Here is a 24,007-nt window from a genome sequence, read left to right on the forward strand (position 1 = left end):
GCGGCGTCTAGCGGTCGGGGTCGATCTGGCCGCGCAACCTCCGCATGGCCTCCGTCGAGAGCATCCGGTCACCCGCGCGCGCCGCCAGATGCTCGGCCGCCACATCCGCCGGGGAGGGACGGTAGGGGGTCGAGGGCGACGCCACACCGTTGTCACGGGCGATGCCGGCGAGACGGTCCGCCTCCGCCACCGCGGCCTCGGCCCGCGACTCCACCGACTCGACGAGCTCCCGGAACGCGACCGCCCTGTCGACGACCTCCGCCCACACCTCGTCGATGGAGACGCCCATACCGGTCAGAGTGGTGAAACCGTCGCTCGCCGGCGGCACCCCGGCCGTGGCCGCGGCCTCGCGCAGTCGGCACAGATCCCCGGCGAGGCCGACCACCTCGGATTCGGCGTCGAACTGCAGCCGGATCTCCTCCACCGACCGTCCGCCCCGCGAGTACGCGCGGTACAGACGGTCGTACAGACCACCGACCTCCATGAGGGTTGCCGTATACATCTCGGGAATCCGACGCCGGTCCGCGCGGATGTGCGGGAGCGAGGGAAGGGACTGCACCACCGACTGCACCCGTGGTGGCAACACCACCCGGCCCATCTCCCGCTGCCCTCTGGCCGCTGCGACCGTCCCGAGCTCCGCGAGGGTCCGGGGCACGAGCGGGACGGGGGCCATGGTCGGCGTCGATGCCAGGGCGTCGAACAACCGGCCACGGTCATCGGTGTCCAGGTGCACACCGCGCCGCCGGTCGGCGCGGATGTCCTTGACCCGGAAAGCCCAGACGCCGGAACCCCGGGTGAACCCGGTCCGCAGGACGAGGTACTTCCGGTCGAGATCTGCGAGTCGGGTCCGCAGCGCCATGCGCAACATGGAGGGCACCGGGGTGCCGAGGATCCGCCTCAGATCGTGGCGCTGCTCCTCGATGATCCGGAGCTGGTGGAATCCGTTCACAGTCGGGAACGGCAGATTGCGGTGCATCCGGGCCAGGACGACGTCGCCGATGCAGGGTTCGATCAGCCCGCAGGCGACGAGCAGAGCCGCCCGGTCGGACAACTCTGCCACAGGGGCCTGCCCCTCCCCCCGGCACATGCGGTCGATATCGGACACGATCCGGTCCCGTGCCGTCTGTGGCGTGCGCTCGTCGGCCATGCCCCTCCTCGCCCGCGCGTCCGGCGCGCGGCTCTTCTCACGGGATACCTATCGGTTACAACGGTAGGCCCCGGCCCCGTGTTCCCCCGCGGGGGGCAGGCCGGCTCCGCACCGGTCAGCGTTCATAGCCACGTCGGGCGTCATCGAGGATCCGGGGCCGGTCGAGTGTGGAGGGCTCGAGTCGCATCGGGGCCACGTCGCGACCGAACCGGCCGGCTGCCTCGAGGGTCCCCTGGTCGAGGTATCGCAGGCCGGTGACGTCGGGCCGCAGTCGGAGATCCGGGGCGTCACCGTCGGCCGAGGCCAGGACGAAACCCCAGTCCCCGAACGTCGGGACGTGAACGTGGTACGGGGTCGTGCCCCATCCCGCGGAATCGACTGTCGACACCGTCCGCCAGAACTGCCGCGGTGTGGAGAACGGGCTCCCCGATTGGACGACCATGAGGCCGTCATCGCCGGTGACCCCGCGCACGAGGCCGTAGAACTCCTCGGAATACAGGCGGGACAGCGCGGCGTTGCGCGGGTCCGGCAGATCCACGAGCACCGCCCCGAAGCCGCCCGGCGGCACGGCGCCGTCGCCGCCCCGGCGCAGCCACGCGAAGGCGTCGTCGACCACCACCTCGACGCGCGGGTCGTCGAGGGAACCCCGGTTGTCCGCGCGCAGCTCGGTGCGGGCGATCTCCAGCACGGCCGGGTCGAGCTCCACCTGGACCACTCGCCGAACGCCCGGCACGGCCAGGAGGTCTCGGGCCGCCAGACCGTCGCCGCCGCCGAGTACCAACACGTCGCCGGGCCGCTCGGCCATCGCGGGCTGGACCAGCGCCTCGGTGTACCGGTACTCGTCCAGACTCGAGTACTGGAGCGTGCCGTCGAGGTACAGACGGCGGTCCGTGCGGCCGTTGTACCTCGCTCTGGTGACGACGATCTCCTGGTAGGCGGACTGGGTGTGGGAGAGCACCGGGTCCGGGTACAGCTTGGACCGCGACCACTCGGTGACGTCGTCGAGCGCGACGAGCAGCGTGCCCAGCAGAGCCGCGACCAGCGCGAGCGACAACGCCGCTACGGCAGTCTGCGTCCGGGTCAGCAGACCCCGCAACGCGAGCGCGAGCAGCACGGCCGCGGCGGCCACGTTGACCACCCCCGTGATGGCGGCGGCCTGCTGCATCCCGAACGACGGCAGGAGCAGGAACGGCCACAGCAGTCCCCCGACGAGCGCCCCCAGGTAGTCGGCGGCGTTGAGATCGGCCAGTACCCGGCCGGCCTCGGCCGACCCGGTCCGGCGGCCGGTCTGCAGCAGGGACATGAGCAGTGGCACCTCTGCGCCCACCAGCACGCCGATCGCGGCGGTGGCCACCACCAGCGTCACCAACGACGCCGAGTCCGACCCCAGGGTCGTGAAGGTCACATAGAGCGCCGTGGCCGACGCCCCACCGACGAGCCCCAGCGTCGACTCGACGGCGACGAAGCTCGACGCCGGGCGGTCGACGAACGGCTTGGCCAGCAATGCGCCGAGGCCGAGGGCCGCGACGTACCCGGCCACCACGAGACTCGTGGCGACGATCCCTCCGCCCTGGACTGTCGTCGCGAGCGTGAGGAGGGCGAGCTCGTAGATGAGCCCGCAGGCGGCGCACGCGGCGACGGAGGCCAGCACGACAGGACGCCACCAGCGGCCGGCGCGCGGCGGGGGTTCTCCGGCAGGGTCCGCCTCCGTCGGCACGGGAACCGCCGTGCCGACCTCGTCAGGCAATGGCGGCCGCGTTCACGGCGGAGACGGCGAGGAGTGTGGCCGCGACGGCGAGTGCGGCGGTGCTGAACCGTGGCGCGCCGACGAGGTCGCGGAACCTGCCGGGGACCAGCAGTTCCAGGATCACCAGGGTGACGGCCTGGAAGATCACGCCGAGCAGGCCGTAGACGGCGACGTCGATCAGGCCCAACACCAGGGAGTCCGAGGCGTTGGTCATCACGGTGACGACGATGATCGCGAGGGAGAACGCCGAGGACACGAACAGCGCCGCGGCGTTGGGACGGTGGTCGACGAACACGTGGTGGCGCAGGCTGCCCGGCGTCAGCAGGTCGAGCATGACGAAACCCAGCGCCAGGACCAGGGCGCCGACGCCGAAGTACGCCAGCGACACCCCGATCCCGTCCAGGAGTTCGGGTACGTGGTCGGCGGTTCCGGCGGCGATGGTCACCGTGTCTCCTCGGGGTTCGGGTGATCTGTGGGCGTCTCGTGGGTCACTTCACGCCGACCCCGCCGGAGCTGCCCCCGGCGGACCGCGCCGGGCTGCCCGGCCCGAAGGCCCCGCCGAGGAAGATGAAGCCTCCGGAACGGAGCGTGCGCGAGTTCTCGTCGAGCTGGACACGACAGGCGAGATCGCCGGAGCGGCCGACGACGATCATGTCGTCCCCGTACCTCAGGTACCGGGTGTCCTCGTTCAGCTGGTCGGCGTCCGGCCGCTCGTGGTTGCTGATGTCCCTCGCCGTGGAGTCCCGGTCGCCCCGGCACTCGTAGGTCTGGGACGCGCCGGCCACCGGGGAGTAGTTCTCACGGACATAACGCACGGCATTCGTGCCGGACCCCACCAGGACGAGGCCCAGCAGGACCGCGCACAGTCCGGCGACGAGCGCGATGATCCACCCGCGGTAGGGCTTCACGAGGCCACCCCCTCTGCAACGTCCACCCCGGCGCCGGCCAGCCCGGCGACGTGCACCCCGGCGACGTGCAACCGGGACGTGGTGGCGACGACGTCGCCACCGCTCTCCCCGGAGTCGTCTCCAGCCGGGTAGAGATGCCAGGTGTCCCACGACCAGCCCGTGTCGTCCGGCGTCGGAGCCACCACCGTGAGCGCCCCGTCAGAGCCCGGGAACCGTCCCGCGAGCACGGTCGGATCGGCAGCCGCGAGCGACGTCAGTCGCTCCACGACCGCCCCGAAGTCGGCGGCGGCGAGGGTCTCGGTGGTCCCGCGCAGATGGTGGACACCCCACGGACCGGGAAAGGACTCCTCGGCCGGCAGAGGCGCCCCGCCGTCTGCCGTTGCGCGGCAGGACACCTCCTCGGTCATCGCGTCGCGTCCGTCGATCATCAGCGTCACCGCGTGTGACGCCCCGAGGATGGACAGGCGTAGAGCGCTGTCGAGTGCGGGGTGCTCGAGAACGGTGGAGACGAGGGCGTTCCGCTCGGGCGTCACGCCGACCCGGTAACCCAGTGCCGCGGCCGCCACATCACTCGGTTCCGTGGCGAGGTCGTGGACGGTCACCGTCTGTAGTCCGGGTCGCCGGCGACGGGGGGCGCCGGGTAGACGGTCAGCTCACCCCGGGACATCGGGCGTCCGGAGGAGACCTCCCAGCCGGCCCCGTCCCAGTCCTCGAAGGACAGCAGCGAGCTGCCGTCCCCGGTACGCATGTCCTGGTACCGCATCCGGCCGCGCTCGGGCAGACCGGTGGTTCCCTCGCACGAGTACTCCGCCTCACCCGACTCCTCGAGCCGATGGACCCGATCGTCGACGATCACCTCGGATCCGGGGCTGACGCCGAGTCCCTTGCGGGTGTTCCACCAGGTGAGCTCGAGGGTTCCCTCGTCCTCCTCGACGCCCAACCACTGCGCTCCGTCGCCGCCCTCCAGGAGATGCTCCCACCAGATATACGGGCCCTGGCGAAGGGTGACCGAGCCGCGGACCACATAGTCGATGCCGCCGTAGGAGACGATCGCACCGGGGCCGAGCTCTCGCGGGCCGAAGCCGTGGACCGGCCGGTCGGCGGCGAGCGGGTCGAGGCGGGGTCCGGCCGCCTCGGGCTTCGTGCCACCCCGTGCCTTGACGATGATCCCGACGACCGCGATCACCGCGACTACCAGCCCCGCTATGACGAGTAGCTCTCCCACCGCGCGCTCACTCCTGGATCGAAGACTGACGGTCGACCCGGGTCGCCGTTTCGTGACCAGGCCAGGCTAACGCACCCCGGATTCTGCGGGCGTGACCCGCCGCTTGAACCGGAGTGAACCGCGGAAATGGACTCAGAGCCGGTCCCCCTCTCGGGAAACCGGCCCTGATCTGTGTCGGGCTGACAGGATTTGAACCTGCGACCCCTTGACCCCCAGTCAAGTGCGCTACCAAGCTGCGCCACAGCCCGTCCGCCACCGCGGCTCGCGCGGCGACTCGATTACCCTAGCGCACCGGTTCCGTCGGACTCCAATCGGCAGGTCACTTGCGCTGTCGACGCTCCTTGACCCGCACGTTCACCCGGACCGGGGAACCATCGAAGCCGAAGGTCTCACGGAGGCGACGCTCGAGGAAGCGCCGGTACCCGGCCTCGAGGAACCCCGTGGAGAAGAACACGAACGTCGGGGGCCGGGTGGTGGCCTGGGTGCAGAACCTGATCCGCGGCAGACGACCACCACGCATGGGCGGCGGGGTCGCGGCGACGACCTCGCTCATCCACGTGTTGAGGGGCCCGGTGGGGATCCGCTTGTCCCAGGAGTCCAGCGCCGTCTCCATCGCGGGCACGAGCTTGGCCAAGGCGCGGCCGGTCCTGGCCGAAATGTTGACCCGGTGGGCCCAGCTCAGCACCCGGGACAGTTCGCGGTCGATCTCCTTGTCGAGGTCGTACCGCCGGTCCTCGTCGACCAGGTCCCATTTGTTGAAGGCGATCACCAGCGCCCGGCCGGCGTCGGCGACCATCGAGATCACCCGCAGGTCCTGCTCGGTGATGGGCTCCGAGGCGTCGAGGAGCAGGACGACGACCTCGGCCGCCTCGATCGCGCCACGGGTACGCAGAGAGGCGTAGTACTCGTGACCGTAGGCCTGGTTGACCTTGCGGCGCAGGCCGGCGGTGTCGACGAACCGCCAGGTGCGTCCCCCGAGCTCCACGAGCGAGTCGACGGGGTCGACGGTGGTGCCGGCGACGTTGTCGACCACGGAGCGCTCCTCGCCGGTCAGCTTGTTGAGCAGGCTCGACTTACCGACGTTGGGCTTGCCGACGAGCGCGACGCGCCGCGGCACGTCGGTGGCCTCGCGCATCCTCGCCTTGGACGGCAGCTGCCGGAGGATCTCGTCGAGGAGATCCGCCGTGCCGCGACCGTGGGCGGCGGAGATGGCGTGGGGCTCGTCCAGGCCGAGGGACCAGAACTCGGCCGCCTCCAGTTCGGCCTTCTCACTGTCGACCTTGTTGACGGCGAGGATGACCGGGGTGTCGGACCGACGCAGGCTCTTGGCCACCGTGGCGTCGGCGGCGGTGATGCCCACCGTGCCGTCGCACACCAGCACGATGAGGTCGGCCGTGCCCATGGCGATCTCGGCCTGCTGCGCGATGGAGCGGTGCATGCCCTTGGCGTCCTGCTCCCAGCCACCGGTGTCCTGCACCATGAAGGTGCGGCCGTTCCACAGCGCCTCGTAGGAGACCCGGTCGCGCGTGACGCCCGGGACGTCCTCGACGACGGCCTCCCGGCGGCCGATGATGCGGTTCACCAGGGTGGACTTGCCGACGTTGGGTCGGCCGACGATCGCGACGGTGGGCAGGATCTCCACGCCCTCGGTCACGGCCCCGATCTCGTCGGCGAACTCCGCGGCGACCGCCTCCCAGTCGGTGTCGTCGTTCCAGCCGTCCTCGATGGTCTCCTCGCCGGGCCCGGTGGGCAGGTCGAAGTCGGTGCTGTCCTCGTTGGTGGTCACAGTGCGGTCCCTTCTGCGGTGGCGCCGTGCGACGCGTGGATTCCCTCGGCGAGCGCGACCAGGCGGTCGAGCACCTCGTCGAGGGTCAGGTCGGAGGTGTCGATGACGACCGCGTCGTCGGCAGGCCTCAGGGGGCTCGCGGCGCGCGTGGAGTCCTTGCGGTCGCGTTCGATGACGGCGGCCAGCACCTCGTCGTAGTCGGCCCTGCGGCCGGCGGCCAGGTCCTGGTCGGTGCGGCGCCGGGCCCGCACCTCCGGGCTGGCGGTGAGGTAGACCTTCACCTCGGCGTCCGGCAGCACGACTGTGCCGATGTCACGCCCCTCGAGGACGACGGTGCCCCCGCTGGCGGCCAGCCGTCGCTGCAGGAGGACCAGGTTCTGGCGGACCTCGGGCACGGCGGACACCGCCGAGACCGCAGCCGTGACGCGGGCGGTGCGGATCTCCTCGCTGACGTCCTCACCGGCGAGCAGGACGCGCTCGGCTCCGGCGTCGGTGCCGATCTCCAGAGGCAGGTCGGCCGTGGCGGCGATCACGGCGGCCGCGTCCTCCGGGTCGATCCCGGCGCGCAGGACCTGCAGGGTCGCCACCCGGTACATCGCGCCGGTGTCGAGGTACGCGCCGCCGATACGCCGTGCCAGGGTGCGGGCCAGGGTGGACTTCCCGGTGCCGGCGGGGCCGTCGATCGCGATACGTCGACGCGCGGCCGGGGCGCTCGGGGCGCTCACAGGCCTACCGCCTCGTACAGGTCGGAGACCTCTTTGCGGCCCAGCTTGCGGAAGGTGCCCGCGCGCTGGTCACCGAGCGCGATGGCCCCGAACCGGGTCCGGACGAGCGCCTCGACCGGGTGCCCGACCTCGGCGAGCAGCCGCCGGACGATGTGCTTGCGACCCTCGTGGAGCACGACCTTGACCAGCGAGCGCCCGTCGTGGACGTCGAGGATCGAGAACTGGTCGACCTTGGCGGGTCCGTCCTCCAGGGTCACCCCGGCGCGCAGCTGCTTGTTGACGCCCTTACCCACGACGCCGGTGACGGTCGCCATGTAGGTCTTGGAGACCTCGTAGGACGGGTGCATGAGGCGGTGCGCCAGCTCCCCGTCGTTGGTCACCAGGAGCAGCCCCTCGGTCTCGGCGTCGAGACGCCCGACGTGGAACAGCCGCTGCCCGGCGTCCACGCGGTCCGCGACGAGGTCGCCGACACAGGGCCGGCCCTTCTCGTCGGACATGGTGGTGTGGTAGCCGCGGGGCTTGTTCAGTGCGAGGTAGACCAGGGTGTCGTCCAGGACGATGCGGGTGCCGTCCACGCGGATGACCGCCGTGGCGGGGTCGACCTTGACGCCCATCTCGCGCACCTTCTTGCCGTCGACCTCCACCCGTCCCCGGGCGATGAGCTCTTCGGAGGCCCGGCGGGAGGCGACCCCGGCCTGGGCCAGGATCTTCTGGAGGCGGACCGGTGCGCCGTCTCGGCCAGCGGATTCAGTCATGAAAACGTCACATCTCTTCGTCGTCGTCTCGGGGAGTGGGGTCGGGCGCCGCGGTTCGGCGCCGCCCCAGTGGGATCCGCGGATCGTCCGCGGGGTCGTCGCTCATCTCGTCGACCAGGTCGACATCCGGCAGGAACGGGGCGATGTCCGGCAGCTCGTCGAGCGACGTGAGTCCCAATCTTTCCAGAAATAGCTCTGTGGTCCTATACAGGATGCCCCCGGTGTCCGCATCTGTGCCGCATTCCACCGCCAGCCCGCGCGCCACAAGTGTCCTCATCACGCCGTCGACGTTCACCCCGCGGACCGCCGCGACCCGCGACCGGGTGACCGGCTGCCGGTAGGCGATCACGGCGAGGGTCTCCAGCGCGGCCCGGGTCAGCGTGGACCGGGTGCCGTCCGTGAGGAGCCGTTCCACGTACGGCGCCAGGTCTCGGCGGGTGTAGAGACGCCAGCCGTCGGCGCTGCGACGCAGGTCCATCCCGCTCCCCGCGGCCGTGAGCTCGTCGCGCCACGCCCGCAGCTCGGCCTCGACCTCGGCCGCCGTCGACCCGGCGGCCGCGGCCAGTGCACTCTCCGGTGTCGGTTGGTCCACCACCAGCACCAGGGCCTCGAGCCGGGCACGGAGCGGCGGCCCCTCTGGCTCCGGCACACCGGGCTCGTCGTCGTCCCCGATCGCCACCGGCTCGGGGGCGCCGGGCCCCGACACGTCGCTCACGTCCACTCGTCCCTTCCCTTCGTCACCTCGTCGGCGTCCACGCCCGTCCACCTCACCAACAGGTCCCCCAGTGCCTCGTCCTGGGCGAGCGCGACCGCGCGCGCCCGGTACAACTCCAACAGGGCGAGGAACCTGGCGACGACGACGAGGGAGTCGTCGCACCCCGTGATCAGGTCGCGGAAGTCCACCCACCGACCCTCGCCGTGGAACTTCAACAGCTCGAGGACGCGGCCCGCCTGCTCGGGGACCGAGACGACGGGAGCGTGGATGTGCCCCACCCCCACCTCGTCGACCGGCCGTGGCCGGAACGCGACCGCGGCGATGGTGGCGAACTGGTCGGGATCCACCCCGAGCTCCACCTCGGGGAGCAGTCCCAGGAACTCCTCGTCGGGCCCGGCGGTCCTCGGGTACGCGTGTCGCGCGGTGCGGTCGAGCTCACCGAACAGCTCCGCGACCTGACGGAACGCCCGGAACTGCAGCAGGCGGGCGAAGAGCATGTCCCGGGCCTGGAGCAGGGCCAGGTCCTCGGGATCCTGGACCTCGCCGGACGGGACGAGTCGGGCCGTCTTGAGGTCGAGCAGTGTCGCCGCGACGACCAGGAACTCGGTGACCTCCTCGAGCCCGGCCTCCGTGCCCAGGCGGCGGGTGTGCGCGATGAACTCGTCGGTGACGGCGTGGAGGGCCACCTCCGTGACGTCGAGGCGCTTGGAGTCGATGAGCCCCAACAGCAGGTCGAACGGACCGGTGAAGTTGGTCAGGTGGACGGTGAACGCCCGCGGGTCCCCGACCTCCGTCGCCGACCCGACCGGGTCCTGACCCGACGGGGGCCCGACGCCGGTCACCGCCCGGTCACCTGCCGCGCTGGATGACCTCGCGCGCCAGGGCGCGGTAGGCCTGCGCACCCGCGGACTTCGGAGCCCACGTGGTGATCGGCTCGCCGGCGACGGTGGTCTCCGGGAACCGGACGGTGCGGGTGACGAGGGTGTCGAACACCTTGTCTCCGAACACCTCCACGACCCGGCTGAGCACGTCGCGGGCGTGGACCGTCCGACGGTCGAACATCGTGATGAGGATGCCTGTGAGGTGCAGTCGGGGGTTGATGCGGTCGCGCACCTTGTCGATCGTGTCCGTCAGCAGCGCCAACCCGCGCAGCGAGAAGTACTCGCACTCCATGGGGATGAGCACGCCGTCCGAGCACGCCAGCGCATTGACGGTGAGCAGGCCCAGCGACGGCTGGCAGTCGACGAGGACGAAGTCGTAGCGGTCCAGGACCGGGTACAGGGCGCGGCCCAGCGCCTGCTCGCGACCGACCTCGTTGACGAGCTGGATCTCCGCGGCCGACAGGTCGATGTTGGCGGGGATGAGGTCCACGCCCTCGACACGGGTCCGGACCAGGACCTCCTCCGTCGACACGGAGTTGTCCACGAGCAGGTTATAGACGGTGAGATCGAGCTGGTGGTGCGGGATGCCCAGGCCCGCGGACAGCGCCCCCTGGGGATCGAGATCCACAACGAGCACCCTGCGGCCGTACTCCGCCAGTGCCGCCGCGAGGTTGATCGTGCTGGTGGTCTTGCCGACGCCGCCCTTCTGGTTGCACATCGACAACACCACGGCGGGCCCGTGCGAGGACAGTGTTTCCGGTTCGGGGATCGCGGAGAACCCCTCGCCGGCCGCCGGGTCGTCAGCGCCCAGGAGCTCGGCGCGGGAGAACAACGCGGGGTCCATCGCCCCAGTGTTCAGCGCCACCGCATCTCCTCTCCTCGCCGTCTCACCCGTGCCGTGTCGAGCGTGCCGTCTCGAGCGCGCCGGGCCGTATCCACGGTCACGTTACCGTGCCCGGGGGTGACACTCGGCCCAGACCTCTCGGAGCGTGTCGACGGTGACGAGGGTGTACACCTGCGTGGTGGTGACCGAGGAGTGTCCCAGCAGCTCCTGGACCACACGGATGTCCGCCCCGCCGTCGAGGAGATGGGTGGCGAACGAGTGCCGGAACGAGTGTGGTGAGACGTCCTGCTGCACACCGGCGCGTCGTGCCGCGACCGACACCACGTTCCACAGGGTCTGCCTGGTGACGCGCCCACCGCGGGCGTTGAGGAACAGGGCCGGGCCCCCTCGGGTGGCGAGCGCGGGTCGGGCACGCACCAGATAGGCCCCCACCGCCTCGCACGCCGGACGCCCGACCGGGACGATCCGCTCCTTACCACCCTTGCCCCGCAGGATCACCGCTCCACCGTCCGGGTGGTCGAGACCGTCGAGGTCGTCGACGTCGAGCCCGACGAGTTCGGCGGCCCGGGCACCGGAGGCGTAGAGCAACTCGAGCATCGCGCGATCGCGCAGGCGTGCGGGGTCGGTGTCCGTCTCGGTGGCGCCGGCCGCCTCGATCACCGCGATCATCCGGTCGACCGGCAGTGCCTTGGGGAGCCGCCGCGGCGGACGGGGCGGGGTGACGGCGGCGGCCGCGTCGAGGGCGGTCACCCCGTCACGGGTGGCGAACCGGTGGAGACCGCGGACCGCCGCCATGGTCCGCGCGATCGAGCTGGGGGCCAGGGCCTTCCGTCCCTCGTCCGGGTCGGCGGTGGCCAACCGGGTGCGGAACTCCTCCACGTGCGCCTCGGTCACGGACGTCAGGTCGTCGACGCCCGAAGCCGCGAGATAGCGGTGGTACTTCTCCAGGTCGCGGCGGTACGCGGCCAGGGTGTGGGCCGAGGCCCCCTTCTCGACGGCGAGGTGGTCCAGATACCCGCGGATCTGCACGGTGGCGCCGCCCTCCGAGGTCACCGGGGGTCCGATCCCGTCAGGACCGGTCGATCACCGAGTGGGCCGCGAGGATGCCGGCCACGGCGATACCGTTGACGATCCGGCCGTCCAGCACGGCGTCGACGGCCTCGGCGAACGGCATGCGCGCGACCTCCATGTCCGCCTCCTCGTGCTCCGCCTCCGGGCGCTCGACCTGCCGGAGTCCGGTGGCCAGGTACACGTGGACGCGCTCCGTGCAGAACCCCGGGGACGGGATCATCTCGATCACCGGGCGCCAGTGCTCGGCCTCGAGACCGGTCTCCTCGGCGAGCTCACGGCGCGCGGTCGCCAAGGGCTCCTCGCCGTCGACGTCGCACAGCCCTGCGGGCAGTTCCCAGAGTCGCTCCCCCACGGCGTGCCGGTACTGCCGGACGAGGGTGATCCGGTCGTCGTCGTCGAGGGCGATCACCGCGACGGCGTCGTCGTGCCCGCAGATCTCCCGGTCGGCGGTGCCCCCGCCCGGCATGGTCAGGGTGTCCACACGCAGCCGCACGACGCGGCCGTCGAAGATCTCACGGCTCGCGACGGTGCGGTAGTCGTGCGTCCCGGGGGCACCGCGCTCGGACACGCCGGTCAGCTCCCGTCCGCGCGGGGGTCGGAGGCCGTCTCGGTGTCCACCTCGTCGGCACGGACGCTGGACGTCTTGGCGTCCGGCGCGTCCACCGTCTCCGGAGTGGAGCCCCCGCCCTGACCGGAGCGCCACGGTTCGACGGGCAGCCGCATCTCGTTCTCGTAGTCCAGCGCGGCCTTGATGAACGCGACGAACAACGGGTGGGGGCGGGTCGGACGCGACTTGTACTCCGGGTGAGCCTGGGTGGCGACGAAGAACGGGTGATGCTCGCGCGGGTACTCGACGAACTCGACCAGGTGCCCGTCCGGGGAGGTCCCCGAGAACTGCAGGCCGGACTCGGCGATCCTGTCGCGGTAGGCGTTGTTGACCTCGTAGCGGTGGCGGTGGCGTTCGGTGATCTCGGTGGACCCGTACGCCTCGGCCACGACCGAGCCCTTGGTGAGCGTGGCCGGGTAGGAGCCCAGACGCATGGTGCCGCCGAGGTCGGCGTTGCCGGCGACCGCGTCCACCTGATCGGCCATGGTCGAGATGACCGGGTGCTCGGCATCGGGGTCGAACTCGGTGGAGGAGGCGCCCTCGAGCCCGACCGAGCGGGCAGCCTCGATCACCGAGCACTGGAGACCGAGGCACAGCCCGAGCAGCGGGATGCGGTTCTTGCGGGACCACGAGATCGCGCCGAGCTTGCCCTCGATCCCCCGGATACCGAACCCGCCGGGGATGAGCATGCCGTCCACACCACGGAGCGCCTCGCGCGCGCCGGCCTCGGTGGTGCAGGCGTCGGACTCCACCCACCGGATGTTGACGCGGGCGTGGTGCGCGAAGCCGCCGGCGCGCAGCGCCTCGGTGACCGAGAGGTACGCGTCGGGCAGGTCGATGTACTTGCCCACGAGGGCGATCTCGACCTCCTCGCGCGGCTCGTGGACGCGCTGGAGCAGGTCGCCCCACACGGTCCAGTCGACGTCCCGGAATGGCAGGTTGAGCCGCCGGATGACGTGCGTGTCGAGGTGCTCGTTGAACAGCACCTTGGGGATGTCGTAGATGCTCGGGGCGTCCGGGGTGGACACGACGCCCTCGAGGTCCACGTCGCACATCAGCGCGATCTTGGCCTTGAGCCCGTCGGTGACGTCCCGGTCCGAGCGCAGGATCAACCCGTCGGGGACGATGCCGATCGAGCGCAGCGCGGCCACCGAGTGCTGCGTGGGCTTGGTCTTGAGCTCACCCGACGGCGCGAGGTACGGGACCAGCGACACGTGCAGGAAGAAGATGTTCTCGCGGCCCACCTCGTGGCGGACCTGCCGGCACGCCTCGAGGAAGGGCTGGGACTCGATGTCACCGACGGTCCCACCGACCTCGGTGATGACCACGTCGGGGCGGCGCCCCTGGTCATCGGAATCGCCCATCGCGATGATGCGGTCCTTGATGGCGTCAGTGATGTGCGGGATCACCTGCACGGTGTCACCGAGGTACTCGCCGCGGCGCTCCTTGGCGATGACCGCGGAGTACACCTGCCCGGTGGTGACGTTGGCCTTCGCGTCCAGATCGCGGTCGAGGAACCGCTCGTAGTGGCCGAGATCCAGGTCGGCCTCGGCGCCGTCCTCCGTGACGAACACCTCGCCGTGCTGGAAGGGGTTCATCGTGCCGGGGTCCACGTTGATGTACGGGTCCAGCTTCTGCATGGTCACACGGAGACCGCGGGCGGTGAGCAACTGCCCGAGACTCGAGGCGGTGAGCCCCTTGCCCAGCGACGACGCCACGCCGCCGGTGACGAAGATGTGCTTGGTCTCGGACCGCGATGCGGTTCGGTTCAGTGCCAACGGGACTCCCGTGTCCATACGCCGGAATGGATGAATGCTGGTGTGGCTCCGGTGCACCCCACGGGGCTTCAGGCTATCACCGCTCCGGCGTCGGGGGGAGCGACGGCGCCGCGGCGGTCGCGTCCGGCCTCAGCCCGTAGTGACCCTGCCCACCGTCGAGCTGCTCCGCCAGCGCCAGCGTCGTCGCCAGACGTCCCGCATCGGTACCGGCGTCATCGATGGTCGAGACGTCCTCCTCCGCCGAGGACCGCAGGATGCTGACCGCGTCGCGTCCCCCGGAGTCGCCCGTCCGCACCGCGACCACCGCGCCGGCGCCCTCACCGTCGAGGGTGCGGGCCAGGGCGGCGACACGGACCCCGGTCGATTCCTCGTCCCGGGGCCCGGTCACGACCAACGCGAGCTGTCCGGGCCGAAGGGTCCCGGGTTCGTAGCCGATGATCCCCGCATCCGCGAGGGTGGTGAGGACCGTTTCCCGGTCGTCGTCCTCGAGGTGCGGTTCCGCGTCCTCGGCGCGCAGCAGCCCCGCGCGACCGAGCGCCGTGCCCAGCTGGGTACCGAGGTCCGCATCAGCGGCCGGGGCGGTGCCGATGGGCAGGTTCGCGACGAGCGCCTGGAGTTCCGCGTCCGCCTCCGGGTCGACGGCCATGTCCGTCAGGGTGACGCGGCCGGCGTCGATCCCGCCGGCGGCGTCGATGACCTCGCGGGCCGCCGAGACGTCCTCGTCGGAGGCGCCGGGTGCCACGATCGTCAGGACCGGCCTCCCGTCGAGCCGACCGTCCACGACGGCCGGGGTGAGGTCTCCCGCCAGCGAGTCGAGTCGGTCGACGGCGAGCCGCTCCGCGGCCAGATCGTCCTGCGACGCCTCGAGCCGCGCCGCCGTCGTCTCCTCACGCTCGACCACCGCGTCCCTGATGGACGTCGCCACGGACGTCGACCCGAGGACGACCCCCACCGCGAGAGCGAGGAAGACGGCCACCAGCGTCAGGACGTGGCGACGCAGGGAGATCAACGGAAGAGCCCCTGGACCCAGAGCGCGAAGGAGTTCCAGGTCTCGACGGCCCAGATGAGCAGGTCCGCGGCGGCGTCGCGAGCCACCACGACCGCGGCCACCGCGATCAGGGCGGCGAGCACGACCAGGGCGAGTCCGATCCCGGCGCCACGAGACCGGTACAGGGTCGCGCAGGCGTCGGCGTGGACCAAGCGGGAGGAGACGGTCGTGTCGACCATCGTGGACGAGGGCGCGGACGAGTCGCGGAACGCGTTCTCGAGCCCCCTGTCGTCGCCGGTCACCACGATCATCTCGGCGCCCCCGTGGTAGGCCAGCAGCAGCGCCATGTCCCTCGCGGTCGCGGCGGCGGGGAATGTCGTGGCCCCCAGTCCGAGCTCTGTGATCCTCTCGAGGCCCTCCGCGCGCCCGTCGCGGTCGGCGGGCACCACCAGGACGGCGCCGTCGGTGAGGACCTCGTCGGACACGTCCGTGGGGGTCGCGACGACGACGTCGGCCGTCAGCCGAGCGGAGCGCAGGAACTCCGCGCCGGCACCCACGCCGACCAGCAGCGGTCGGTACTCCCGGATGAACGGCTTGAGCTCGGCGAGCTGGCCGCGCGCGGCCGCGTCACCGGTGACCACCACGACATGGCGGTCGGTGAAGTCGACGTCGATCGACGGGAGGCCCTCGCCGTCCAGCAGCAGCGGGTGCTCGAGGCTGAGGAACTCGGTGGCGTTGGCCAGGTGCGCCAGCGCCGACTCGACGTACCCGCTCTCCGCGGTGTCCACCTCGGCGAGGAGCGTGGCCGAGTCCACCTCGCGGCCGCTCGTGATCTCGTCCTCCGACTTGACCGAGTAGACGACACCGTCGTCGATCCGCACCCGGGTCCCGTCGGCGACCCCGGACAGGTCCGCGTCCTCGATGACCGGGATCGTCGACGCGGCGAGGATCCGGAACGCGGCGCGGGGGAGCATCTCCTCCCCCTGACGGGGCACGTGCACCACTGCCGTCACCCCGGCGTCGACGAGAGCGCGGGCGGTGTCGGCGGGCGCGCGGTTGAGATCGAGCACGGCGACGTCCTTGGCGCCGAGCTTCCTGGGGACCTGTGACCCCACCTCGATCTGGCGGACGGTGCCCACGACACCGGCGAGGTCAGTGGAACGGCGGCTGAGCAGACCCGACATCTTCATGCGCCGAGTATCACGCGTGTGATTCACGTGACCAGGGAGGTCTGCCCGGCGTGTCGGATTAACGGTCGACTTGAGCTTGAGACTTTTCCCGTTGTGCCTTCTCCAGCAACTCCCGCGCATGTGCCAGACCTGTGTCGGTGTCCTCCATACCGGCGAGCATCCGGGCGAGTTCGGTCACCCGATCGGAGTCGGCGACCGCCGTGACCCCGGAGACGACCCCGTCCGATCCCCCGGCGCCGGTGTCCTTGTGCACGACCAGGTGCGTGTCGGCGTACGCCGCGACCTGGGCGAGGTGGGTCACCGCGATGACCTGGTGGGTTCTGGCCAGTCTGGCCAGCCGCTTACCGATGCTCAACGCCGCCCGGCCGCCCACTCCCGCGTCGACCTCGTCGAACACCAGGGTCCCTCCCCCGGATCTCTCGGCCAGCACCACCTCGAGCGCGAGCATCACCCTCGACAGCTCGCCTCCCGACGCGCCTCGGCCGAGCGGGACGATGCCCGACGGCCCGTCGAGCGCCAGCTCGACGTCGTCGAGACCCGACTCCGAGGCGCCGTCGAGGCCTTCGCCTGATCGGGTGACCCGGACCACGAGCCGGGCCCCGCCCATCGACAGCTCTGCCAGCTCGGCGGACACCCTCTCGGCGAGATCGTCCCCGGCGGCGCGTCGGATGCGCGTCAGTGTGGCTCCGCGCTCGTCGAGTTCGGCAGCGAGGCGCTCCACGGTGGAACGGAGTTCGGCGACGGCGGAGTCGGAGGTGTCGACCTCACCGAGCCGCGTACGGGCCCTGTCCGCCCACGCGAGCACGTCGTCGACATCGGTGCCGTACTTCCGGGTCAACGCCCTGAGGTCGTGGCGCCGTTCCAATGCCGAGTCGAGGACCGCCGCGTCGACCGGCAGCTCGGCCAGGTACAGGCCGAGCTCGGTCGCGGCATCTCCGAGCGCCGCGACGGCCTGGCCGATGCTGGTGGCGATCGGGTCGAGCGCGGGGTCACCGGCAGCGGCCAGACGGTGCCGCAACTGGTCGAGGACGCCCACCACCGGCTCGCTGGTCTCGCCGTCACCGGCGAGGACGTCGTGGGCCTGCCCCGCGACCTCTCGCAGTTCCTCGGAATCGGTGAGTCGGCGGATGCGGGCGTCGAGTTCGGCCTCCTCCCCGGGCTCGGGCCCCAGGGCATCGATCTCCTCGAGTCCCATCCGCAGCAGGTCGGCTTCCCGGGCCAGCTCACGAGCCCGACCGGTGCGCTCCGCCAGTGAACGCTCGGCGTCCCGCCACAGCCGATAGGTGTCGCGGTAGGCGTCGAGGGCCGCCCGCGCCTCGTCCCCACCGTGGGCGTCGACGGCGTCTCGCTGCCTGTCCGGACGGAGCAGACGCAGCTGATCGTTCTGGCCGTGCACGGCCAGCACCGGCGCGCAGAAGCGGGCGAGGGTCCCGGCGGGGACAGACCTCCCCCCGAGCCGGGCACGCGAACGGCCGTCCGCACCCACCCGGCGTGCGGCGATGACACTGCCGTCCTCGTCGAGTTCGACGTCGGTGTCCTCGAGCAACTCGTCGAGGTCGCGTCGGTCGGCGGCGTCCATGGTGGCCGTCGCGGCCAGGTCGAAGCGCCCTTCGACGAGTGCCTTCTCCGCACCGCGCCGGACACGCCCGGGGTCCGCGCGCCCTCCGGCCAGGAGCCTCAGTCCCGTGACCACCATCGTCTTGCCCGCGCCGGTCTCGCCGGTGAGCACCGACAGCCCGGGCGAGAAATCGGCCACGGCCTCGTCGATGACGCCGAGGCCGCTGATCCGAAGTTCCGTGAGCACGCACCCACCCTAGGTGAGGGGCCGGACAGCGGACCGCCCACGCCACCCGGTGACGGGCAGTTCGAACTTCGTGACCAGTCTGTCGGTGAACGGCGAGTCGTCCAGTCGGACCCACTTGACCGGGCGCGCGCCCCGCACCACCTCGACCCGGCTGCCCGGCGGGACGTCGACGAGGCGTCGTCCGTCCACCACCACCACTGCCGGGCCGGAATGCACCCCGGTCTCCACCGCGACCCTGGAGGAGGGTGCCACGACCATCGGACGGGCGAACAGCGCGTGGGCGTTGTTGGGGACCACGAGGATGGCGTCGAGTTCGGGCCAGACGATCGGCCCGCCGGCCGAGAACGCGTAGGCGGTCGACCCGGTCGGCGTGGAGACCAACATGCCGTCACAGCCGTAGTCACTGACCGGTCGGCCGTCGATCTCCACGGACGCCTCGAGGACGCCCTGCCGGGAGACCTTCTCGATGCTGACTTCGTTGAGTGCCCAGTCCCGGGCCAGGACGGTGTCCCCGTGGATGACGGTGGCCTCCACCGTCATCCGTTCGACCACCCTGTAGTCCTTCGCCGCGATCTGCTCGACGACGCCACTGAGCGAGGAGACCTCCGACTCGGCGAGGAAGCCGATGTGTCCGAGATTGACCCCCAGGATCGGCACGTCCGCGGCGTTGGCGTACTGGCAGGCGCGCAGGAACGTGCCGTCACCACCGAGGACCAGGACGAGTTCACACCCTTCGGCGGCCTCGGGGATGTCAGGGACCGTCTCCACGCCCGCCCCCGTGGCGACGCTCTCGCTGGTGCCCTCCACCATCCGTACCGCGATGCCCCTGGTCGCGCACGCGTTGACCACCTGGGCGACGGTGGCGACGATGTCCTGCCGGGCGACGTTGGGGACGAGCAGGATCCTGCGCGAGTGCACCGGTCCGGGCGTGCCGTTCATTGCGGGCCCTCCTCTACTGCCGTCCGTATGGCCTGCTGCGCCTCGGCGCTCATCTCGAGTCGCTCTCCCGCGCCGACCTTACGGAGGTGGAGGAAGTACTCGACGTTCCCGGACGGGCCGGGGAGCGGGCTGGCGACGCATCCCAGCGGCTCCAGTCCGAGTGCCGCGGCAGCCCGGGCGACACCGGTGACCGCCTCGATCCGCAGTGGCGGGTCGCGCACCACACCGCCCTGGCCGACACGCTCGCGGCCCACCTCGAACTGGGGCTTGACCATCGGCAACAGGTCGCCTCCCGGGCGCACGCACGCTGCGAGCGCGGGCAGGACGAGTGCGAGCGAGATGAACGACAGGTCGGAGACCACGAGGTCCACCGGGCCACCGATGTCGTCCGGGGTCAGGGAGCGGACGTTGGTCTTGTCGTGCACGCCCACGCGCTCGTCGCTGCGCAGGCGCCACACCAACTGTCCGTACCCCACGTCCACCGCCTCGACGCGGGTGGCGCCACGCGAGAGCAGGACATCGGTGAACCCGCCGGTCGACGCGCCTGCGTCGAGACACCGAGCTCCGGAGACCGGCACGTCGGAGAACGCCTCGAGGGCTCCGACCAGTTTGTGGGCTCCGCGGGATGCCCAGTCCGGTTCATCGGAGGCGGTGAGCGCGATCGATGTGGTCGGCTCGACCTGGGTCGCGGGCTTGGTGGCTGCCACCCCGTTGACGATCACGCGCCCGGAATCGATGAGATCACGGGCGCGTTCCCGACTGTCACAGATCTTGCGGCGAACCAGTTCGGCGTCCAGCCGCATCCGCTTCGCGACCATCAGCGCCGACTGTCCAGCGCCGTCAGCGCCAGCGCGAGGAGCTCGTGGGCGGCGTCGAGGGCGGCCACCTGGTCGTCCCGGACAGATGAGCCGTCCGGTCCAGCGCCCTGGCCCCCGACGGAATCGGCGAGCAGATCGTCGAACGTCGAGCGGAGTTCGTCGGTGTCGGGGCCCGCGGGCCCGGGGCGTGGCTGTGGTCCGGGGGTCGTCACGGCCTACACGCTAGCCGACGCCGAGGCCTGCACCCGCCAGCCGGGATCGCAGACCCTCGTCGGCCGCCCGGAATGCCTTCGACTCGTGACGCCACGCCAGTCTGACCACCGCACGGGCGAGATCGAGCCGATCGAGCGCCTCCGGCGCGCTGGCCAGGTGCAGGGCACCGTTCTCGACCGTTCCGTCCAACTCCACTGCGGCGTCGATCCGGCTGGCCTCCGCCGAGGCAGACAGTGCGGAGAGATCGTCCGCCAGGTAGGTGGCCCGGCTGTCGGGATCCGCGACCAAGAGATCGTCGACGCCGTGGACGCCGGTCAGCACCATGAGCGACGGCATCCCGGCGGCGACCGCACCCTGGATGTCCGTATCGAGGCGGTCACCGATGACCAGCGGGCGGGTGGAACCGACCAGATCCGCGGCGGCGGTCAACACGCCGGCGGCCGGTTTGCCCGCGACCAGGGGCTCGCGATCGGTCGCCGCACGGAGGGCGGCGACCAGGGACCCGTTCCCGGGGAGCAGGCCTCGTTCGGTGGGCAACGTGGCGTCCACGTTGGACGCGACCCAGGGCACACCCCGACGGATCGCCAGACATCCCTCGGCCAGATCCGACCAGGTCAGTTCCCGGGACAGTCCCTGCAGGACGACCTCCGGATCGTCGTCGGCGGACAGGACGACCTCGTACCCGGCCTGCCGGGCGAGGTCGCGGAAACTGTCGTGTCCCACCACCAGGACCCTGGCACCGGGATCGACATGGTCCGCAGCCATCACCACCGCGGCCTGCGCGCTGGTCATGACGTCGTCGGCACCGGCGGAGAAGCCGAGCGACCGAAGATGGTCGGCGGTGTCCCTGGGCGAGCGGCTCGCGTTGTTCGTCACGTAGACCACGGGGAGCCCCGCGTTCGCGAGCGCCTCCGCGGCCCCCGGGATCGGCTGGCTACCGCGGATGAGAGTGCCGTCGAGATCGACGAGTAGGGCGTCGTGCCGTGCGGCCAGCGAAAGGGAGCTCAACTGACCTACGCCTCGAGCTCCGCGAGACGCGCCACCGCGTCGGTGGTCTGCTCGGGGTCCGCCGTGACGGCGTGACCGAACCAGTCGGCCGCCTCCCTCTTGCGATCGGCGACGAGCAGCACCTCGGCGTAGGCGTAGTCGAGACGCGCCGCGGACTCACCGCGGGCGTCCTTGTCGAGTCCGGCGTCCTGGAGGGTCACCAGGGCAGCGTCCAACTGGCCCATGTCCACCCGGGCACCGGCCTCCACGATGCGGAGTTCGATGAGCTCGTCACCTTCGAGCAACCGGGATTCCTCTCCACGGGCCAGTTCGATGGCACGTTGGGGCCTCTCGAGGCCTCGTTCGCAATCGGCCATCATCGCCAGCAGGCCCGGCCCGCCGGAGATCCGGCGGGCCGCCCGGAGTTCGCTCAACGCTTCCGACCATTCGCCGGCGCGGTACGCCAACACACCGAGGGTCTCCCGGACGACACCGATGCGCCCGGCCCTGTTCTTGGCCGCGCGACCGTGCGCGAGCGCGAGCTGCGGGTCTTCGTCGACCAGGTACATCGCCGCCACCATGTGCTTGGCCACGGACTCGGCGTTGGACTTGTCCAGACTGCGCAGGTCACGACGGATCTCGAGGTCGAGGTCGGCGGCCTCGATGTCATCGGGGAGCTGCGGCTCGTCAGCTCTGGCCGCCTGGCGTGCCTCCTGACCGGGACGACCTTCCGATCTACGGTCGTCTCCGGTACGGCCACCCCGCCGGGCTCCGCCCGGGGCGCCGGCTCCGCGTCGGTCTCCGCCGTCGCGTCGATTTCCGCCGCCGCGACCGCCGACGGGGGCCCGCCGGGGACCGCTTCCCCCGTCAGAGGCGGCACCGCGGCGTGCGGTGTCGTCGCCGGCGGAACGCGGACGTGCATCCTGTCGATCGGCCTGCTTCGCACCGTCCGACCGGCCTGTCTCCGAGCCGTCGTACCGCTTTCCGCGACGCTCGCCGTACGAGCTGTTGTCTCTCCGACGCTCCTGTGGCACCCGATCTCCCCGGCGGGGTACGTCGCGGTCGCCGCGTCGGGGCGAGCGGTCGGTGTTCTCGGACCGAGGTTCGTTCACGTCGTTCACCTTACGTGCGCCGGGCAGACCGGCACTGGAGTGGGTAGAAGGGTACAAATGCGACCAGCGGGAGGAACATATAGTCCCTCCCGCTGGTCATGAAGTTGTGTTCGGCGGTGACCTACTCTCCCACACCCTCACGAGTGCAGTACCATCGGCGCTGGCAGGCTTAGCTTCCGGGTTCGGAATGGGACCGGGCGTTTCCCTGCCGCTATGGCCGCCGTAACTCTGTGAAACAAGGCCCACGTGTTTTTGCGTGGGTGTGTTGTTTCAGATACTGCACAGTGGACGCGTTGCGATTCTTTAGGGGCTGTTTGTCTGTAAGCCCTCGGCCGATTAGTACCGGTCACCTGCACGCATTGCTGCGCTTCCAGTTCCGGCCTATCAACCCCATGGTCTGTGGGGGGCCTTAACCACGCGAAGGTGGTGAGAAACCTCATCTTGGAACAGGCTTCCCGCTTAGATGCTTTCAGCGGTTATCCCTTCCGAACGTAGCTAACCAGCGATGCTCCTGGTGGAACAACTGGCACACCAGAGGTTCGTCCGTCCCGGTCCTCTCGTACTAGGGACAGCCTTCCTCAAGTTTCTTACGCGCGCGGCGGATAGAGACCGAACTGTCTCACGACGTTCTAAACCCAGCTCGCGTGCCGCTTTAATGGGCGAACAGCCCAACCCTTGGGACCTACTCCAGCCCCAGGATGCGACGAGCCGACATCGAGGTGCCAAACCATCCCGTCGATATGGACTCTTGGGGAAGATCAGCCTGTTATCCCCGGGGTACCTTTTATCCGTTGAGCGACACCGCTTCCACTTGCCGGTGCCGGATCACTAGTCCCGACTTTCGTCCCTGCTCGACGTGTCAGTCTCACAGTCAAGCTCCCTTGTGCACTTGCACTCAACACCTGATTGCCATCCAGGCTGAGGGAACCTTTGGGCGCCTCCGTTACTCTTTAGGAGGCAACCGCCCCAGTTAAACTACCCACCAGGCACTGTCCCTAACCCAGATCATGGGCCGAGGTTAGACGTCCAATACGATCAGAGTGGTATTTCAACAACGACTCCACACACACTGGCGTGCATGCTTCACAGTCTCCCACCTATCCTACACAAACCGAATCGAACGCCAATACCAAGCTATAGTAAAGGTCCCGGGGTCTTTTCGTCCTGCCGCGCGTAACGAGCATCTTTACTCGTAGTGCAATTTCGCCGAGTCTGTGGTCGAGACAGCAGAGAAGTCGTTACGCCATTCGTGCAGGTCGGAACTTACCCGACAAGGAATTTCGCTACCTTAGGATGGTTATAGTTACCACCGCCGTTTACTGGGGCTTAAATTCTCAGCTTCGCCTTGCGGCTAACCGGTCCTCTTAACCTTCCAGCACCGGGCAGGCGTCAGTCCGTATACATCGACTTACGTCTTCGCACGGACCTGTGTTTTTAGTAAACAGTCGCTTCTCTCTGGTCTCTGCGACCACCCCCAGCTCAGATCGCAAGGATCGTCACCGGGCGTGGTCCCCCTTCTCCCGAAGTTACGGGGGCATTTTGCCGAGTTCCTTAACCACAGTTCTCTCGATCGCCTTGGTATTCTCTACCTGATCACCTGTGTCGGTTTGGGGTACGGGCCGTGTATGAACTCACTAGAGGCTTTTCTCGGCAGCATAGGATCACTGAATTCCCCACAACGGGTATGCATCAAGTCTCAGCCTTGATGTGACACGGATTTGCCTATGTCACGGCCTACACTCTTACACCAGTACAACCACTGACTGG

At 70.2% G+C, this 24,007-nt stretch carries 23 protein-coding genes, 1 tRNA gene and 2 rRNA genes (1 of these 26 only partly in view); all 26 read right to left on the bottom strand.

From position 1 onward, the window contains the following. Positions 1 to 7 precede the first annotated feature (7 nt). Positions 8 to 1,147, bottom strand: coding sequence for a hypothetical protein (locus Q2K20_RS09070; RefSeq protein WP_119191637.1), 1,140 nt, complete (start codon positions 1,145 to 1,147; stop codon positions 8 to 10). 115 nt (positions 1,148 to 1,262) lie between these two features. Next, positions 1,263 to 2,864 carry a polyamine aminopropyltransferase gene (locus tag Q2K20_RS09075; RefSeq protein WP_067715776.1) on the bottom strand — a complete coding sequence of 534 codons (1,602 nt, stop codon included), beginning with the start codon at positions 2,862 to 2,864 and terminating at the stop codon, positions 1,263 to 1,265. A 22-nt stretch (positions 2,865 to 2,886) separates the two neighbouring features. Continuing rightward, positions 2,887 to 3,339, bottom strand: a complete 453-nt coding sequence (locus tag Q2K20_RS09080) for a DUF350 domain-containing protein (RefSeq protein ID WP_067715773.1) — start codon at positions 3,337 to 3,339, stop codon at positions 2,887 to 2,889. 43 nt (positions 3,340 to 3,382) lie between these two features. Then, complete coding sequence (locus tag Q2K20_RS09085) at positions 3,383 to 3,802, bottom strand: DUF4247 domain-containing protein (RefSeq protein ID WP_067715770.1); 420 nt, start codon at positions 3,800 to 3,802, stop codon at positions 3,383 to 3,385. Continuing rightward, positions 3,799 to 4,404, bottom strand: coding sequence for a DUF2617 family protein (locus Q2K20_RS09090; RefSeq protein ID WP_096905545.1), 606 nt, complete (start codon positions 4,402 to 4,404; stop codon positions 3,799 to 3,801). The genes Q2K20_RS09085 and Q2K20_RS09090 overlap by 4 nt, the downstream gene beginning before the upstream one ends. Continuing rightward, entirely contained in the window at positions 4,401 to 5,027 is a 627-nt protein-coding gene (locus Q2K20_RS09095) for a DUF4178 domain-containing protein (protein WP_067715765.1), read from the bottom strand. Before Q2K20_RS09095 ends, Q2K20_RS09090 begins: the two co-directional genes overlap by 4 nt. Positions 5,028 to 5,201: 174 nt before the next feature. Further along, a tRNA-Pro gene (locus tag Q2K20_RS09100) sits at positions 5,202 to 5,275 on the bottom strand. A 71-nt stretch (positions 5,276 to 5,346) separates the two neighbouring features. Beyond that, positions 5,347 to 6,813, bottom strand: coding sequence for a ribosome biogenesis GTPase Der (der, locus tag Q2K20_RS09105; RefSeq protein WP_067715763.1), 1,467 nt, complete (start codon positions 6,811 to 6,813; stop codon positions 5,347 to 5,349). Further along, on the bottom strand, positions 6,810 to 7,538 hold the full coding sequence (gene cmk, locus Q2K20_RS09110) for a (d)CMP kinase (protein ID WP_067715760.1): 729 nt from the start codon (positions 7,536 to 7,538) through the stop codon (positions 6,810 to 6,812). The genes der and cmk overlap by 4 nt, the downstream gene beginning before the upstream one ends. After that, a complete protein-coding gene (locus Q2K20_RS09115) occupies positions 7,535 to 8,377 on the bottom strand; it encodes a pseudouridine synthase (protein ID WP_371517504.1) in 843 nt (280 codons plus the stop codon). The genes cmk and Q2K20_RS09115 overlap by 4 nt, the downstream gene beginning before the upstream one ends. Further along, on the bottom strand, positions 8,301 to 9,014 hold the full coding sequence (scpB, locus tag Q2K20_RS09120; protein WP_390890269.1) for an SMC-Scp complex subunit ScpB: 714 nt from the start codon (positions 9,012 to 9,014) through the stop codon (positions 8,301 to 8,303). The genes Q2K20_RS09115 and scpB overlap by 77 nt, the downstream gene beginning before the upstream one ends. Next, entirely contained in the window at positions 9,005 to 9,850 is an 846-nt protein-coding gene (locus Q2K20_RS09125) for a segregation and condensation protein A (RefSeq protein WP_067715751.1), read from the bottom strand. Before Q2K20_RS09125 ends, scpB begins: the two co-directional genes overlap by 10 nt. Positions 9,851 to 9,857: 7 nt before the next feature. Beyond that, a complete protein-coding gene (locus Q2K20_RS09130; RefSeq protein WP_067715749.1) occupies positions 9,858 to 10,733 on the bottom strand; it encodes a ParA family protein in 876 nt (291 codons plus the stop codon). Between the two features lie 102 nt (positions 10,734 to 10,835). Next, the gene (locus Q2K20_RS09135) at positions 10,836 to 11,786 is read right to left on the bottom strand and encodes a site-specific tyrosine recombinase XerD (protein WP_082923875.1); all 951 of its coding nucleotides are present in this window, start codon (positions 11,784 to 11,786) and stop codon (positions 10,836 to 10,838) included. Between the two features lie 16 nt (positions 11,787 to 11,802). Then, entirely contained in the window at positions 11,803 to 12,372 is a 570-nt protein-coding gene (locus Q2K20_RS09140) for an NUDIX domain-containing protein (protein WP_067715746.1), read from the bottom strand. A gap of 5 nt (positions 12,373 to 12,377) precedes the next feature. Beyond that, positions 12,378 to 14,207 (bottom strand): CTP synthase, encoded by a 1,830-nt coding sequence (locus tag Q2K20_RS09145; protein WP_067715743.1) that lies wholly within the window; start codon positions 14,205 to 14,207, stop codon positions 12,378 to 12,380. Positions 14,208 to 14,265: 58 nt separating this feature from the next. Continuing rightward, positions 14,266 to 15,198: a copper transporter gene (locus tag Q2K20_RS09150; RefSeq protein WP_269504330.1), complete on the bottom strand. Its 933-nt coding sequence runs from the start codon at positions 15,196 to 15,198 to the stop codon at positions 14,266 to 14,268. Continuing rightward, positions 15,195 to 16,367 carry a putative cytokinetic ring protein SteA gene (steA, locus tag Q2K20_RS09155; RefSeq protein WP_067715738.1) on the bottom strand — a complete coding sequence of 391 codons (1,173 nt, stop codon included), beginning with the start codon at positions 16,365 to 16,367 and terminating at the stop codon, positions 15,195 to 15,197. Before steA ends, Q2K20_RS09150 begins: the two co-directional genes overlap by 4 nt. Positions 16,368 to 16,425: 58 nt before the next feature. Further along, complete coding sequence (gene recN / locus Q2K20_RS09160; protein ID WP_067715735.1) at positions 16,426 to 18,171, bottom strand: DNA repair protein RecN; 1,746 nt, start codon at positions 18,169 to 18,171, stop codon at positions 16,426 to 16,428. Between the two features lie 9 nt (positions 18,172 to 18,180). Further along, a complete protein-coding gene (locus Q2K20_RS09165; protein WP_067715732.1) occupies positions 18,181 to 19,110 on the bottom strand; it encodes an NAD kinase in 930 nt (309 codons plus the stop codon). Next, a complete protein-coding gene (locus tag Q2K20_RS09170; RefSeq protein WP_269504324.1) occupies positions 19,107 to 19,928 on the bottom strand; it encodes a TlyA family RNA methyltransferase in 822 nt (273 codons plus the stop codon). Before Q2K20_RS09170 ends, Q2K20_RS09165 begins: the two co-directional genes overlap by 4 nt. Further along, positions 19,928 to 20,140 carry a hypothetical protein gene (locus tag Q2K20_RS09175; protein ID WP_067715725.1) on the bottom strand — a complete coding sequence of 71 codons (213 nt, stop codon included), beginning with the start codon at positions 20,138 to 20,140 and terminating at the stop codon, positions 19,928 to 19,930. Before Q2K20_RS09175 ends, Q2K20_RS09170 begins: the two co-directional genes overlap by 1 nt. A gap of 10 nt (positions 20,141 to 20,150) precedes the next feature. Beyond that, on the bottom strand, positions 20,151 to 21,149 hold the full coding sequence (locus Q2K20_RS09180) for an HAD-IIA family hydrolase (RefSeq protein ID WP_067715722.1): 999 nt from the start codon (positions 21,147 to 21,149) through the stop codon (positions 20,151 to 20,153). A gap of 5 nt (positions 21,150 to 21,154) precedes the next feature. Beyond that, entirely contained in the window at positions 21,155 to 22,240 is a 1,086-nt protein-coding gene (locus tag Q2K20_RS09185; RefSeq protein WP_269504318.1) for a hypothetical protein, read from the bottom strand. Between the two features lie 108 nt (positions 22,241 to 22,348). Beyond that, a 5S ribosomal RNA gene (gene rrf / locus Q2K20_RS09190) occupies positions 22,349 to 22,465 on the bottom strand. Positions 22,466 to 22,556: 91 nt separating this feature from the next. Beyond that, positions 22,557 to 24,007 (bottom strand): 23S ribosomal RNA (locus tag Q2K20_RS09195); it runs 1,655 nt beyond the window's last position.

The organism is Dietzia sp. IN118 (assembly GCF_032905965.1).
GTDB lineage: Bacteria > Actinomycetota > Actinomycetes > Mycobacteriales > Mycobacteriaceae > Dietzia > Dietzia kunjamensis.